Annotated in this window: 11 protein-coding genes; 4 read left to right on the forward strand and 7 right to left on the reverse strand. The window is 57.5% G+C overall.

Going from position 1 to position 14,743, the window contains the following annotated elements:
* Nucleotides 1–63 precede the first annotated feature (63 nt).
* From H3T93_RS01380 to H3T93_RS01390, 3 genes are all read left to right on the forward strand, one after another.
* Nucleotides 64–660 carry a carbohydrate ABC transporter permease gene (locus tag H3T93_RS01380; RefSeq protein ID WP_198214728.1) on the forward strand — a complete coding sequence of 199 codons (597 nt, stop codon included), beginning with the start codon at nt 64–66 and terminating at the stop codon, nt 658–660.
* Nucleotides 661–675: 15 nt separating this feature from the next.
* Entirely contained in the window at nt 676–3,753 is a 3,078-nt protein-coding gene (locus H3T93_RS01385) for a beta-galactosidase (protein ID WP_144177269.1), read from the forward strand.
* Between the two features lie 347 nt (nt 3,754–4,100).
* Complete coding sequence (locus tag H3T93_RS01390) at nt 4,101–4,868, forward strand: TIGR00730 family Rossman fold protein (RefSeq protein ID WP_144177267.1); 768 nt, start codon at nt 4,101–4,103, stop codon at nt 4,866–4,868.
* 20 nt (nt 4,869–4,888) lie between these two features.
* Here the strand turns inward: H3T93_RS01390 and H3T93_RS01395 are convergent, their stop codons facing one another.
* From H3T93_RS01395 to H3T93_RS01405, 3 genes are all read right to left on the reverse strand, one after another.
* A complete protein-coding gene (locus H3T93_RS01395; protein WP_186363894.1) occupies nt 4,889–5,566 on the reverse strand; it encodes an O-methyltransferase in 678 nt (225 codons plus the stop codon).
* 73 nt (nt 5,567–5,639) lie between these two features.
* Entirely contained in the window at nt 5,640–6,851 is a 1,212-nt protein-coding gene (locus H3T93_RS01400; RefSeq protein ID WP_411674991.1) for a succinate dehydrogenase/fumarate reductase iron-sulfur subunit, read from the reverse strand.
* Nucleotides 6,852–6,980: 129 nt separating this feature from the next.
* Nucleotides 6,981–8,882 carry an FAD-dependent oxidoreductase gene (locus H3T93_RS01405; RefSeq protein ID WP_144177262.1) on the reverse strand — a complete coding sequence of 634 codons (1,902 nt, stop codon included), beginning with the start codon at nt 8,880–8,882 and terminating at the stop codon, nt 6,981–6,983.
* Between the two features lie 79 nt (nt 8,883–8,961).
* Here H3T93_RS01405 and H3T93_RS01410 point away from each other — a divergent pair, with 79 nt between their 5' ends.
* Nucleotides 8,962–9,306 (forward strand): MGMT family protein, encoded by a 345-nt coding sequence (locus tag H3T93_RS01410; protein WP_144177260.1) that lies wholly within the window; start codon nt 8,962–8,964, stop codon nt 9,304–9,306.
* A gap of 4 nt (nt 9,307–9,310) precedes the next feature.
* Here the strand turns inward: H3T93_RS01410 and H3T93_RS01415 are convergent, their stop codons facing one another.
* From H3T93_RS01415 to H3T93_RS01430, 4 genes are all read right to left on the reverse strand, one after another.
* Nucleotides 9,311–10,846 carry a DNA-processing protein DprA gene (locus H3T93_RS01415; RefSeq protein ID WP_186363893.1) on the reverse strand — a complete coding sequence of 512 codons (1,536 nt, stop codon included), beginning with the start codon at nt 10,844–10,846 and terminating at the stop codon, nt 9,311–9,313.
* Between the two features lie 49 nt (nt 10,847–10,895).
* The gene (locus tag H3T93_RS01420; RefSeq protein WP_144177256.1) at nt 10,896–12,482 is read right to left on the reverse strand and encodes a YifB family Mg chelatase-like AAA ATPase; all 1,587 of its coding nucleotides are present in this window, start codon (nt 12,480–12,482) and stop codon (nt 10,896–10,898) included.
* Nucleotides 12,482–13,210, reverse strand: a complete 729-nt coding sequence (locus H3T93_RS01425; RefSeq protein ID WP_144177254.1) for a YraN family protein — start codon at nt 13,208–13,210, stop codon at nt 12,482–12,484. Before H3T93_RS01425 ends, H3T93_RS01420 begins: the two co-directional genes overlap by 1 nt.
* Nucleotides 13,211–13,740: 530 nt before the next feature.
* Nucleotides 13,741–14,637 carry a pyridoxamine kinase gene (locus H3T93_RS01430; protein WP_144177252.1) on the reverse strand — a complete coding sequence of 299 codons (897 nt, stop codon included), beginning with the start codon at nt 14,635–14,637 and terminating at the stop codon, nt 13,741–13,743.
* Nucleotides 14,638–14,743 lie beyond the last annotated feature (106 nt).

The following is a 14,743-nucleotide window of genomic DNA, read 5'->3' on the forward strand; positions in this document are numbered from 1 at the left end:
GGACTTCCTATTGGCAGATTCATTCTCAATTCTCTGATTATTGTCATCCCTGCCTGTATTTTTATGACATTTTCTTCGGCATTGGTCGCATACGGGTTTGCCAGGCTGCATGCACCAGGCAAGAACATCCTGTTCATCCTGGTTCTATCGACGATGATGATACCCGGCCAGGTATTGATGATTCCTCAGTTCATTCTCTTCAGAACGCTCGGATGGATCAACACACTCCTGCCCATGATCGTTCCGAATCTTTTCGCCAACGCCTACAACGTTTTTCTTATGCGTCAGTTCATCACTCGTATCCCCACGGAACTTGATGAGGCAGCGGAGATTGACGGCTTGGGATACTTTAGGATTTTCACCAGAATCATCCTGCCTATGATGGTCCCCGTCTTGGCAGCAGTGTGCGTCTTCACATTTTCCTCCAACTGGGGGAGTTTCTTCGGGCCCCTGCTCTACATCAATGATGAGGATAAAATGCCTCTGGCGTTAGGCTTGCAGGTGCTTTCGAGCCAGAGTTCCAGCGTGCAGACACCGCCTTGGAACATGATCATGGTAGGAGCACTGATCCTCATCCTGCCGGTGCTTATCGTCTACTACTTTGCCCAGAGATATCTGTACGAGTCGGGGATGTTCGCCGGATCAGCAGGAATCAAGTAAACACCAAGGTTTGTCTTGTTTTGCAACAAGGCGAAAGGCATAGGAATGATGAGAAGAAAAGCGAAGACTTCGAATACCCTTGGAGCACCTGTAGGTCCGATCATGAATCAGGAGTCGGACGGCCGATTCGGTTATGTTGCGCCGGACATGGCGGTCTCAAATACCAGGAAGGGCTCACCCGATCCAGTAGCTTTGACTCAAGGGCGTTTGTGGATTGATGGAAAAGCAAGGGTTCTGCTGTGTGCCTCGGTCTTTCCCTTTCGTATACCCCGAAGTCAGTGGGAGCAGCGTCTGAATGCGGTTAAACGGCTGGGTTATCAGGTCATAGATGTCTATACGCCTTGGAACCTGCATATGAGGGAACCGGGCAAGGCTGACTTTTCAGGTCGTTTGGACATCGAGGAGTTTCTACGCATGACCAAACGTGCCGGTCTCTATGCTTTGATCCGGCCAGGCCCCTATATCTGTGCAGAATGGGATGGCGGGGGTCTGCCAGCCTGGGTGCTTACCGATCCTAAGATTCGAGCCCGGCAGCACGATGAGGCCTTCCTGGAGGCTGTCAGAACCTGGTATCAGCAAATTATCCCCATTATTTCGCGCCAACAATATGCTGGACACGGCCATGGAGGACCCGTGATCATGGTCCAGGCGGATAACGAACTGGACTTTTTCGACTGTGAGGATCCAACTGGATACATTGGCTCACTGGCCTCCATGATGAGGGGAATGGGGGTGCGTGTGCCCATTGTCGTCTGTGCTGGTCAGGGGGATATGACTCGTGCCGGCGCTGACGCTGCAACGGTGGCGCCTGCTGTCAACCTCTATCCCGATGATGACGATCCGGATTTTGATCGTCAGGTGCGTTATTACCGTCTTGCCGCCAGTAGGCGTGGAGCACCCCTGGTTGTGACGGAGACTAACCGCGTACATCGCACGCTGAGGCGTTTGGTTGGATCGGGAGCGGCCTTCATAGGACCTTACCTGCAGGTGTCTGGCTGGGATTTCGATTACGGAACCTCCGTCAACAGTTGGGGTTCGTTGGAAGCCTTTATGACATCCGACTACGACTTCGGCGGAGCTGTCGACCCTGCCGGTGGCGAGCGACCCGAGGCCGATCAGGCACGTCGATTGAGTGCAATCATCAATGCATTGGGCGACCGGCTGAGCATGGCTCAAGTGGCAGATGAGGAGGCAATCGCCAGCTTTGCCGGTAGAATTCGAGCTGAAGGCCGTCCGCTCAGCCTGGATGATCCGCAGTTGGGATTGGGTCTCCTGAATTTGGCCGGTGGCGGCGAATTGCTGACCTTGACCAATGTGAGTGAGCAGAATTTGGAGCTGGAGGCCGAAAGAGGCAATGGTTCACCTGACAGATGGCCCCTGCCGGCGAAGACCGGAGTGATGCTGGTACGAGATCTCCCTCTGGGGTCAGGCTGTTTTTTGGAAGCCACTAGCGGTGAATTGACAGGACTCGAATTCGACGAGAAGACCGGGGTACGAGTGCAAGTGGATGCTCCCGATATGATACCTGGTCCCCTTTGGTTGCGTTTAGCATTTCCTGCCGATACGTCGCTGGATAAGGTGCGGATTGACGGGGACTTGATCTGGCATCCCCTGGCTGACGCCTGTGAGGATTCCGTCCAGGATACTGGGTTGGGAGATGAACCTGTCAATGGATTGGTCCTTTCTGGCAAGCATGGAATCCTTCAAATGAAGCTGATTACTCCAGAAGGCTGGAAATCCATTACTGTACAGTTGGGTCAGCCGGTTACGAGGGTGCAGGCCTCTCATGCACCCATCGTGCGGTTGGAATCGGTGGGTAAGGCTGAATGTAACCAGGTATGGTCTTCCCCGTCTGCATTGATTCCAGGCAGCAGGCTGCCTATGTTGGAAGAACGAGGGCTGTGGTATGGCAGTGGTCTGTATAGTACGCGCTGCTGTCCTGACGGAATTCGTGGGATGGTCCTGCGGCAGGCGGCTGATGTGGTTGGCCTGCAATGGGGGGATCTGGTGATGCCCTGGGTAGCGAATGGCGGCGGTGACTATTGGATGCCATTGGACGGCTCAGCTATCCAGCGAACTGATGATGAGGATCCGCTCTTGTCCATAAGGGTGGGAATCTGGGGGCACTCCAATTTTGATGACACGAGATTACAAGCCCTTCGGTTGTCTGCCGGGCGGGGTTTATCCGGCGTGCTGGCGGTGCATAACGTCTTGCCCCTGAATTCAGGATGGCAGGTAACCGAGATTAAACGCTGGTCGTCGCCAGGAGGAAAGGCCGATGTGGTCCTTCCAGGGCAAGATCCGGTTCCTCGAATGGGCTTTGGGGGATGGTCGGCGTCTTATTGGCCCAGGGTGGTGACATATACCCGATTCTTGCCGAGTTCGTCGGTTTCATACCCGGTAGAGGCTGGTACAAGGTCTCCGTCGAGAATCAAGAATGCATCTTTGGATCGAATGCTTGACCAGGAGAGCTTGTTACCGGTCGGGGCCTTGCACTTCAAGGGTTGCCGGTGCAAGTGCGAAGTTGAGCTTAACGGCTGCCAGATAGGAACAATCACCCCTTATGAGTCGACGCTTTGGCTGGGGCCCTTACAGGCAACGGATCGGTTGACTATCAGAACATGGCAGACCTGGGGTGAGCCGACTGGAACGATTGAACTACTGGTAGGCGAACCCATTGCAGACTGGACTTTACGCACGCAAAATCTGACGATGCTTCGAAAGAGCGCAAGTCGGGCAATTTTCAAAGACCAGCGCCTTCCCGTAACTTGCCCGCCCGGCAGCTGCCTCTGGCTACGCATTTCTCGGTCAGCTCTAGCGCAAACTCAGCAACGTGGATCAACGATAGTTCGCATGCAGGGTCAGGGCCTGCAGGTGACTGCTTTCGGGGAGCATACCAATCTGGGTCGGTTGGTGTTGGGCGGTTTGCCTGGAACGATATTTGCTGGAGGACGCGGCGATCTGCTCATAGTTCCTCAAGAAGAGGGAGATCTTTCGCTGCTCATCGAGTCTACTGGCAAAGAAGCAGGTCGGTTGGAAACAATTCAGCTAGGAGGTGCTGTGGACTTGAACTCAGAGAGCGGAGATCGGTAAATAAATATTCCTGGAACGTTGATCGCTGCTTCATGAGAATGCAAACGGAGACAAAGTCAAATTGGGTTACCGTTCGGTCCAATAATCGTTCTTGGAAGCAATCGTGTGTTTCGAGATTGACTTGTTTAGCGATAGCAAACCAACAGGGGTGATTATAGGCATATTCATTGGGTTTGTACGGGCTTGCCGTTCATCTTAAATGTGCTAGACGGATTGCTTTATTGTGCCCGCTGGCCACTTTTCCATGTTGGTCTTGCTGTCGACTGGGCGGCGGGGGCCGCTATCATGAGAGCCGGAACAGGATCGAGCGGGTCCTTCGGATCGGGGCCCGATGAAGGAATGCGTACATGGCGGATATGGTTGACAATTACAATGACGACGAAGGCCCGGACCTGGGCAGAACCTACCACAGCGGTCCGGTCATCATGCGCGGGCCCATGATTCCTGAGGCGGACGCCAACGCTGGTTTGCTCTCATCGGGCGGTGATACAGACTGGCTGCATATGGATCCTTGGCGTGTGCTACGCATCCAGGCCGAGTTCGTCGACGGGTTCGGCGCGCTGGCTGAGCTAGGGCCGGCAGCTGCAATCTTTGGATCAGCTCGGATCGGCAGGGAAGACCCTAACTATGCTGCTGCGCGCAAGATGGGCGGCGACTTGGCCAAGGCCGGTATGGCAGTCATCACCGGGGGAGGACCTGGCATCATGGAGGCGGCCAACAAGGGCGCGGCGGAGGTCGGCGGCAAGTCCGTCGGCCTGGGCATCGAATTGCCCATGGAGCAGGGGCTCAACCGCTGGGTGAATCTGGGCATCACCTTCCGTTACTTCTTCGTACGCAAGATGATGTTCATGAAATACTCCTCGGGCATCATCGTCTGCCCCGGTGGGTTCGGCACCCTGGACGAGATGTTTGAGGTGCTGACGCTTGTCCAAACACATAAGGCGCCCAGCATGCCCATCGTCCTCTTCGACAGGGTCTACTGGCAGGGGCTCTTTGACTGGATGTCAGACACAGTGCAGCAGAGGGGCATGATTTCTGAGCTGGACCCCGATCTGGTCATCCGCACTGATGATCCTGATGAGGCTGTCGAAGTCATCCTGCGCCACCGTGACTGATAATAATAGGCGGACGGCGGTCAGCGGGCGCGGGTGGCCATGATCATACCTGTGCCAATGGGTAGCAGACAGGATTCCCAGGCATCGTCTTTGCTTATGGCTTCCATGATGGTCCGTAAGGTGCTTGTTTTGGCGGACCTGTTGGCCGGGTTGAGCACGCCGCCCTTGTCCGGATCCTTCAGCAGATCGAAGGCATCCGTGAAGATCACCTGTCCTCGGTCCTTGAGCAGGCGCGGAGCCTGGTCCATGACCTGTTGGTAGTTGTCCCCATTGCCTGAGACGACTATAAGGTCGTAGTCGCTGGGGTTGAGCTTGGGGAAGTAGGTTTTGGCAGCCGCATTGACTGCCCGCAGCCTCATTCCAGGGTGGGCTTTTTCCATGCCCGCGAATATTTTTTTGACCAGTGAGGTGCCTTGGGCTGTGGAGTCGACGGCGGTGAACTGGCCATGACCATGCAGGCCCGTCATCAGGCGCAGGGCTTCGACCACAGAGCCGTTGCCGACCAGGATGATGGATGCCGGAGCGTTCCGGCCAGCCAAAAACTGCAGAAAGGCGCCTTGAGACCGGGAGCACTGTGCGAATCCGGCCTCCGAAGCCTTGTCTCGCAAGGTCTGCAACTTGTCTGATTCGACGTTCAGAGCGCTTGCCTCGGCGAATTCCCATCCTCTGGCGATGTTGTTGTACGAGGTTTTGTCCATGCTAACCATGGTAACGACCAGAGGGCACAAGCCTGTCGAATGCTCATGCTGACCTGTGTGCGTACGAGTCTGACTACTCCTTGACGGCTTCGACTAGCTTCCACATCTCTTCACCCACGTCGATGCCTTTGGGGCAGGGTCGGGTGCAGGCCCGTATGGACTGGCATGCCTGGATTCCGTCCACCTGGTCAATGGCCTCTAGACGTTCCTGTCGATGGCTGTCGCGGGAATCGTTGATGAATCGAGCCGCTGCGATCATGGCCGCCGGGCCGGCGAAGGCCTCACCGCCCGCATAAATAGGACAGGCACCTTGGCAGAGTCCGCAGGCGATGCAGGTGCTGAGCAGTTCATACCGGGCCAGCTCTTCTGGAGTCTGCCGGTATTCCGACGCTGGTTCTGCGTCGACCACTTTAGCCTTGGCTGCTTGGCTGATGGCTTTTGTTAATGGGTTTTGCACCGAATCCTGGGTCTCTGGCTGATCGGATTCGTGGTGATTTTGGCGGCTTTCGGCAGAGGAATCATCATGAAGCAGATAAGGCTTAAAGCGTCGAATCTGTTCAAACATGGTGTCGGTGTCCACTATCAGGTCTCTGAGTGGGGTGAAGCCGGGGAGCGGACGGATCTCTATCACTGAAGATTTGTCAGAGTCTGAAGTTTCTGTAGAGTGTGTGGTGCCTTTATAGTTTGTGGTTTCTGTATGGTCTGAGGCTTCAGAAGGATTTGTGGCTTTAGGGCCTGTGGTTCTGGAGCCTATGTCCGAAACTGAGTGCAATGTCGACGAGGATGTGGCCGTTGCGGTGGTCGCCGTGCCGGTTCGGCGGAAAGCTGGAGGCTGTTGAACTTGTGGACTTCCATTAGCTACACCGAATGAGGCGTATGCGTTCGGCATGGTCTCGGATGCAGACAAGCAGTCGGCGATGGTGGCTGTGCAGAGCAGATCCGGACGGTCGTTGATGAGCACGGCATCCGACCCGCACATGCCATGCCCACAGGAGTACCGGAAGTTCAGTGTGGGATCCACCTCTCGCTTGATCTGCAGAAGGGCATCGAGAACAGTGCGCTGTGGGGCAATGCGGATCGTGTACTCCTGTGTCCAGCGGCGTCCTCGTGCTCGTCGGCTACCCGCTGCGGCAAAGGGGTTGCTCTTGGCGAATGGGCTGGTTCGCGCCGGACGCTCTGATTGAGGTCGTGGGGTAAACCGGGCTATTCGGAAGGTCACTGGACGGGGATCGCGGTCCGATGCTGATGCCTTGGATCCGTCTGAGCCTGTGGACTGTGATGTCACGGTTGCTCCTGTCCTTGCTTGGGATGTGGCCCGATGCCCACTAATATGCGCGGTCTCCATCCTAATCCTTGACTGACCAGCATAGGTGTCGAGCAGGTGCCTGTCGGAACAGGCTGAGCTCAGGGTCCATCAGTAGTTGCGGCCCTTGGGAGGCATGTCAACGATATGAACAGGCTGCCAGGAGACAACTTCCTTGGCGTCGATCATAGTGTGGGCCAGGTAGTGTTCGTCGTCGCGTTGCGGATAATCGCTCCGGTACAGGGCACCACGAGATTCCTTGCGTTTCAGACTGGCGTTCAGTACGGCCCGGGCCAGGGTCAGCAGGTTGTCTACCTCCATGATGGCGGTCACCTCTTGGTTGAGCACTGCTGTGCCACTGTGCGCACGCAACTGCCTGGCATCGGCATCCAGTTGATCAAGGCCGCGCAAACCCTTTTCGATGCTGCTCTGATCGCAGCGGACGGCTACGGCCTCCTCCATCAGACGTCCCAGCCGACCCATTAACGCGTAAGGGTTGTTCGGGCTGGCACCGCCATTGGGGTCGGATTCTTCGTTTTGGTTGTTGGTCAATGTTGACTCCGAGGACTCGGCATCACTCTCTACAGCCAGCAACTTGTCCATGAAGGTCTGACGCCTTCGCAGTGCCTGTGCGAGCGTAGGTGCGTCGGTCATGTCGTTTGGCTTGTCGGCATTGGCCATGATGGCGGCAATGGCCTGTCCGATTCTGGTGCCGAAAAGGCAGGCGTCCAGCAGGGAGTTGCCACCTAGCCTGTTGGCCCCGTGAACGCTGACGCATGAGCATTCCCCGGCGGCATACAGTCCGTCGACGATTCGACGGCTGCCATCCTGCCAGCGATAGACGTGGCCACGATCTGTGATGGGGATGCCGCCCATGGTGTAGTGGGCGGTGGGTTTGACAGGAACCATGTCCACAGTGGGATCCAGGTGGGCGTAGCGATGGATGGTCTCGGTGACCTGGGGGAGCAGAGTGGTCATGCGCTGGGCGTCAATGCCGGTCATGTCCAGCCAGACGCAATCATGAGGTCCGTCCGGGTCTGATGGATCGGCCACTCCGCGACCTGCATCAATCTCGGCCACAATGGAACGGCTGACTACATCCCTGGCGGCCAGGTCGCCGTGTCCCGGCGCGTAGTCCTGCATGAAGGCCCGTCCTTCGCAGTTCCTGAGCACGCCGCCTTCTGCGCGGGAGGCCTCCGACAGCAGGATGCCAGTGTGACCCAGGCCGGTGGGATGGAATTGGATGAACTCCACATCTTCCAACTGCAGTCCAGCCTGTAGGGCGAGCGCCATGCCGTCACCGGTCAGATCCCAGGAGTTGGAGGTCGTATGGAAGAGTCGGCCGGCCCCACCCGTGCATAGAACGATATTGTCGGCTTGGATGGCCTGCAACTTGCCGGCATGGGTATCCAGCACGATTAGTCCTCGGGCATGGCAGCCGGGTTCCTCATCGGTGGGCGGGTCAAGGACCAGATCGGTCACATACCATTCCTCGGCGAACTCGACTCCACGACGCAGGCACTGCTGCCAGAGGGCGTGGAGAATCTGGTGGCCGATACGGTCTGCTGCATAGGCGGCTCTCCTGACTGGATGGCCGCCATAATCAGCGGTATGGCCGCCGAACTTCCGCTGGGCGATATGCCCGTCTTCGGTCCTTGAGAAGGCCACTCCGTCATGTTCCAGCTCGATGACGATGCCCGGGGCCTGCTCGGCCAGAATCCGCACAGCGTCCTGGTCAGCCAGCCAGTCGCTGCCCTTGACGGTATCGTAGTAGTGCCAATGCCAGTCGTCTTTTTCCTGGTTGCCCAGACTGGCCGCGATGCCTCCTTCTGCTGAGCCGGTGTGGGAGCGTAGGGGCTGCAGCTTGGAGACGACCAAGACCTTTGGAGATAAGTCGCTCTTGCTCTTTTTGTTCTCTAAAGCTCTGTACAGGCCCAGAGCTGTTGACAATCCAGCCGCTCCGGCTCCGACGATGACGGCATCATAGCGGTTTCTGACCTTCTGGGGATTCATACCAACGATACTGTCACGACCTATTGATAGCGGCACCCTCATCCGGTCGATGTCTGCTTACGCGGGCAGAATGAGTCTTATGACCGAACTTTCCTTCTCCCAGCAGGTTTATCAGGTCGTTAGACGGATCCCTCGCGGCAAGGTGGCCACCTATGGTCAGGTCGCCTCCCTGACAGGTCATCCGCGCAACGCCAGGTTCGTAGGTTATGCGCTTCATGACAATCCCGAACCTGGCGTGATTCCCTGTCATCGCGTGGTCTTTCGTGATGGTTCGCTGGCACCAGGATTCGCCTTTGGCGGTCCGGAGCGTCAGCGTCAACTGCTGGAGGATGAGGGTGTTCACTTTGTTCCTCCCCATAGTGACGAATCAGCTGGTGCCGATGGTTGGGTGGTGGATTTGGATCGCTGTCGCTGGAAGGGCTGACTCTTCAGGTCTTCGGATCTTCGGCTACCACACATCCGTCCTGCAGACTAACCAGACCACGAATTTCCAGGGATCCCAGTAGCTGCATCAGTTTCCTCACGGAGAGCTCATGTCCCTGATTGTCGAGCAGAACACGAAGCTGTCCCGTCATGGGTGGACCATTCTGACGCTGACAGTTGCGGATCGCCACCAGCACTGTGGTCTCTGCCTTGGTTAGGCGCTCATCGCCGGCTTTTTCCCATTCATGGTCCATAGCTGGATTTGATGGCGGGGTTGAAGAATCCTTTTTGCCCTTCGAACGGGCCGAAAGCCTGTCTCTATCTGTCCGGGATTGTTTGAATGTGGTTGAGGGCAGTTGACTGCCGTGGATGGTTTGGATCGGATGATCGGAGTCAAGCGGTGGTATGCGCTGCGTAGGCTGTCGACTTGCTCGGTGGTTCTCATGATCTTCGGTGGGTTTGGCTGAAACGCCGGTTCCCTGTTGAACGGATTTGTCAGGGTGGATAGGTGCATGGGCGGGATGGCAGATGTCTTGGATGTCGCTCGCCGACAGGAGCAACCCCGCCTTGCCCTCATGGATGAGTCTGTTGCAGCCGGTGTTTTCTGGCTGGTCGATTCTTCCGGGGGCAGCCAATACACGACGGCCCAATTCCACGCCCCAGTTGGCTGTGTTCAGCGCGCCGGATCGGTGTCGTGCCTGTGCCACTACAATGTCGGAGGCCAGGGCGGCGATGATTCGGTTGCGCAGCAGGAACCGCCGTGCTTCGGGGATAGTGCCTGGCGGCAGCTCGCTGATCAGTGCGCCACCATCTGCCTCAATGTTCTCAAACAGACGACTGTTGCGTTTGGGACCCATATGCAGCAAGCCTCCAGCGAAAACGGCCACCGTTCGTCCGCCACCAGCGGCCAGTGCTCCCCAGTGGGCGGCGGCATCCGTGCCCATGGCCCCGCCGGAGACGACCAGGTGGCCTTTACCAGCAGCCTGTATGGCTATCTGGTGAGCGGTGGACCGGCCATACTCGTCGCATGTCCTTGATCCGACTACGGCCAAGGGACGGTCACAGCAGATCAAGGCTTCAGGATTGCCTTGTCCCCACAGGCAGAGGGGAGGGGCCCAATCAGAGCGACGTGCCAGGTCACCCACCTGACCTGGCCAGCAGGGGTCGCCAGGGGTCATCACCCAGAACCGACCTCCACCAGTCATCATGGTCCGCACCTGGTCAGTGTCCATGGCCAGCAAGGGTGTTAGGCGTTTTCGCCAGGAGTCACTGATCTTATGGAACCGAGTTAGGTCTTCAGGGCTCGTTTGTCGTCCCCATCGAGCCGTCCCCTTCAGAAAGCGTTCGTCTAGTCTGGCGCGAGCAGCATCATGAGGGCCGTCGCCATCCGAGTGGTTCGGTGCCTTTAGTTCGATCAGATTTCGACAAAGGTCGGCCGCCTGGTTCGAGCCCAGCAGACAGCTGATCATGAAGGCATCCGGGCCGTCTGCAGCCAGGGTCAGCACAGCTCTGGCAAGCCAGTCACTTTCTACCATGGTCATCGGTCGCGGTTGATCTGCTGGCATGGTTTTCATCAAGGGTTTGGTCATCTCAGACGGCCCTTGTCCTGAGTAGGATGCCGGTGGTCACATCGTCGGCACCGGGGCTGGGCCGTCCGTCCAGGTCTGCCAGAGTCCATGCCAGGCGCATGGTCCTGTCGGCCCCTCGCAGACTGATCCGCTGTCTGCGCAGTGCTTGATCCACGATCGAACGCGCCTTGGAAGATGTGTTCTGACGCAGCCATTCTCCGCTGACCTGGGCGTTGCAGGTCCAGCCTTCCTTGTGGAAACGCTCTTTTGCCGTCTGGCGTGCACGTGTCACACGCTTGCGGATCTGGACGCTGTGCTGGCGTGGACGGTGATCGTCGAATCCCGGGTCGATCACCGGGGGGACCGTGGTCTGGATGTCGATGCGGTCCATGATGGGTCCTGACAGCCTGTTCCAATAACGGAGGCGCTCGCGGGGTGTGCAGGTGCAGCGCTCGCCTGTGCCGTATCCGTATCCGCAAGGACAGGGGTTGGCAGCCATGACCAGCTGAAAACGAGCCGGGAAGGTGGTGCTGCCCTTGGCCCGGGACAAGAAGATCCGCCCGATCTCCAGGGGCTCGCGTAGGGATTGGATCACCCTTGGAGAGAATTCCGGCGCCTCATCCATAAAGAGGACTCCGCGATGGGCACGGGTGATGGCGCCAGGGGTGGCCAGTCCGGCTCCGCCTCCGACCATGGCCGCCATGGAGATCGTATGATGAGGGGCCTCGAAGGGTGGCACATTGGTAATCCCATACTGGCTCAGCGTGCCACATAGGGATCGGATGGAAGCCACCTCAAGCTGTTGAACAGCATCCAGAGCGGGCATGATGCTGGGAAGCCGTTCCGCAAGCATGCTCTTGCCGGCTCCTGGAGGACCGACCATGAGCATGTGGTGGCCGCCGGCTGCAGCCACCATCATGGCCCATTTGGTCTCCTCCTGGCCAATCACGTCAGCCATGTCCGGCTTCGGTGGAGCTGGTTCGGCATTGGCGGGGGAGTTGACATTACGAGCTGAGTTCCTAGTGTGCACACTCGCTATGGCGGTTGGCTCGTCGGCTTTCTTATGGCCGTCTGCTTCAGGGACGGCGATTCTGCTTCGCCCGCCCAAGGCTTGAATGAGCTGGCCCAGGTGACGCAGTCCGACAACCTCAATATCGGGAACCAGACGGGCCTCGTCAAGGTTGTCTGCGGGGACGAAAGCTCGCGTGATTCCCTGAGCTCTGGCCTGCGTCAGAATGGGCAGCAGACCGTTGATAGGCAGAATCGTGCCGTCCAAGTTAAGCTCGCCCAAGATGACTGTATGATCCAGGCCTTCCGTCGGCAGCGCACCACCGGCTTCTAGGACGCTGGTCGCAATGGCCAGGTCGTGTGAGGAGCCGTGTTTTGGTTTTGAAGCAGGGGACATGTTGACGGTGACTCTGGTCTGCGGCCACCGAAATCCGCAGGCCGAGCAGGCGGATTTGACCCGTTCCCGCGACTCCGACAAGGAGGCATCCGGCAGCCCGATGATGGAGAAGTAGGGCAGTCCTGGGGAGATGAAGGACTGCACGTGAATGAGAAAGGCCTTGAGCCCTATCAATCCTACGGATTCAGCAGATCCAAGACGCATCAGAAGGCCTCTTTGGTGTGCCTGAGGAAGACTGATCCCGGTTTCCATCCGCCCCTGCCCGAATGGTTGGATCCTCTGACGGTCTCGGCGGATGTCTGACAGGAAGTCAGGGGATGGGCACCCTCGGAATACATGCTTCTGCCAGGGTCGGACTTGACTGACAGGCTGATGACATCGAATCGGGTGCTGCGATGCCGTGCGTTGGGTTCTCGGTCGTGGCTTATCAGCCATTGGACTGCTGCGTGACGCAGGTGGATCTGCTTGCGCGGGCCGACAGCCTGTTCTGGGGATCCGAACCGACCGGTGCGCCTGGTCTTGACCTCTACGAATACCAGAGTCGCCTCGGGATCCAGAGCGATGATGTCCAACTCGCCGAATCTGCTTCTCCAATTGCGGGCTAGAATCTTCCAGTTTCGTTGCCGCAGCCACTGGCAGGCGTAATCCTCGCCCAAACGTCCGAGCTCTCGGCTGTTTATGCCACTGACTCTGATCTGTCGTTCAATATCTGCCAGTTCTATGTCGATGGATTCATCGTTGTTCGTACTAAACCTTGCTCCATTAGTTCGTGTGTTTTCTGGGTTGTCGAAGGATCTCTTGGAATCGGGCAGAGCTCTTATGGGTCGCGCGACCAATGGGTCTGTGATCATAATGTCGGCATCGGTTCTGCCACCCCTGTCGTTTATGGCTGTGCGGAGATTATTTGGTCTAGTCAGTTCTTGTGTGTCCATGTTTCTAGGAGACCACTGAAAGGAAGTCGGTGACTAGCCGAACCAGGCATGTGGTCGAATGATCCTGCGCACGCACGAAAGTGGATGAACGAGTGGATTCCCGATGCTGATGTTGTATCGATTGCATTCATCTCTACACCAGGCAGAGTCGGCAGAGGCAAGAAGAGCTGAAACAGAAACGAAAGAAAGGAGAAGCAGGCAAAGCGGAACTAAGTAAAGCAGAAACCAAGGAAACAGAAACGCATGATACACATAGAGAGAAATAAGCGAAGGGAGCAGAGCATTAGGCAACTAAGAAACCAGGAATAAAGAGATAACAGAGACCGGAAGGTACCGCCGGCGAATTCGCTGGCAACGCCTTCCGGTCTGCTGTGTCCGGGTTGCTCTATGACTGATTTGTCACATTGTCGACCACGTATCTGGCCGGCAAGAATGCGCCGATTAAGGCGGTCTAGGTTTTATTCATCCACCTTGGTCTTCCACTTTTGACAAATGCCCAGACTCTTATGCCGCTTTCGCCGACCTTGGGCTCACAGCTCCTGCACCAGAGCAGTCATCTGCCCCAGGTCCAGCTCAAAACTGACCCCGCGTTGCTGATAGTCGGGCTGATTGCGTGTGTGCTGCATGGCCGAGCGGACGAATTCACCGGCGATTCGGGCGGCATCGGCCAAGCCTCGTCCTGCAAAGAGCGCCCCGCAGAGGCTGGAGGCGAAGGCATCACCGGTCCCGTGAATCATGAAGGGCAGCTTGTCGTGGACCAGCTCGGTGCGCTCGCTGACTCCGCCATGATCCGCCGAGGCCACGAAGTTGCGCAGCTTGCCGTCCTTCCGGTCGATGCCCTTGATGATGACGTTTTTTGCGCCCATGTCCAGCAGACGGCCCAGACGCTCACCAACCTGGGCATCGTCGAGGTCCTGGCCTTCGTAGTCGATGCCGGTCAGCAGACTGACCTCGGTCAAGTTGGGCATGAGCAGGTCGGCTCCATCAACCAGATTGGTCACGGCCCGGCACATCTCCTCGGTGTAGGTGGGATACATTGATCCTCCGTCGCCCATAACCGGGTCGACCAGCCTCAGGGCCTTGGGGTATTCCCGATACATGCGCTGAATAATGTCAACCTGTTCGGCGCTGCCCAGGAACCCGCTGTAGATCCCGTCCAGGTCGACACCCTCCTTCTGCCAGGCATCCAGGTATCCCGGCAGCATCTCGGTGGTGTCGTGGAAGGTGTAGTCCTTGAACATGGTGTGCGCGCTGAACAGGGCTGTAGGCACCGGGCAAACGTCGCATCCGGCCGCCGAAAGAATGGGGATGGCGGCCGTCAGCGAGCACTTGCCATACCCGCACATGTCATGCACAGCGGCGACTCGGGGGATGTACTTGCTGTCGCGCTGGTAGAGCCTGTTCTGATCGTCCGTCTGTCCGGCCATCTTTTGAACTCCTTCATGCCTGCTGAGGCTGTTCGCAGCGGAACCTTCTCCGTTGCTTACTCGACTCTACAGCGGAGGGGCTAAACGGATACCTTCGCGTGTGCAA

Source organism: Bifidobacterium sp. M0404, assembly GCF_016101415.1.
GTDB lineage: Bacteria > Actinomycetota > Actinomycetes > Actinomycetales > Bifidobacteriaceae > Bombiscardovia > Bombiscardovia polysaccharolytica.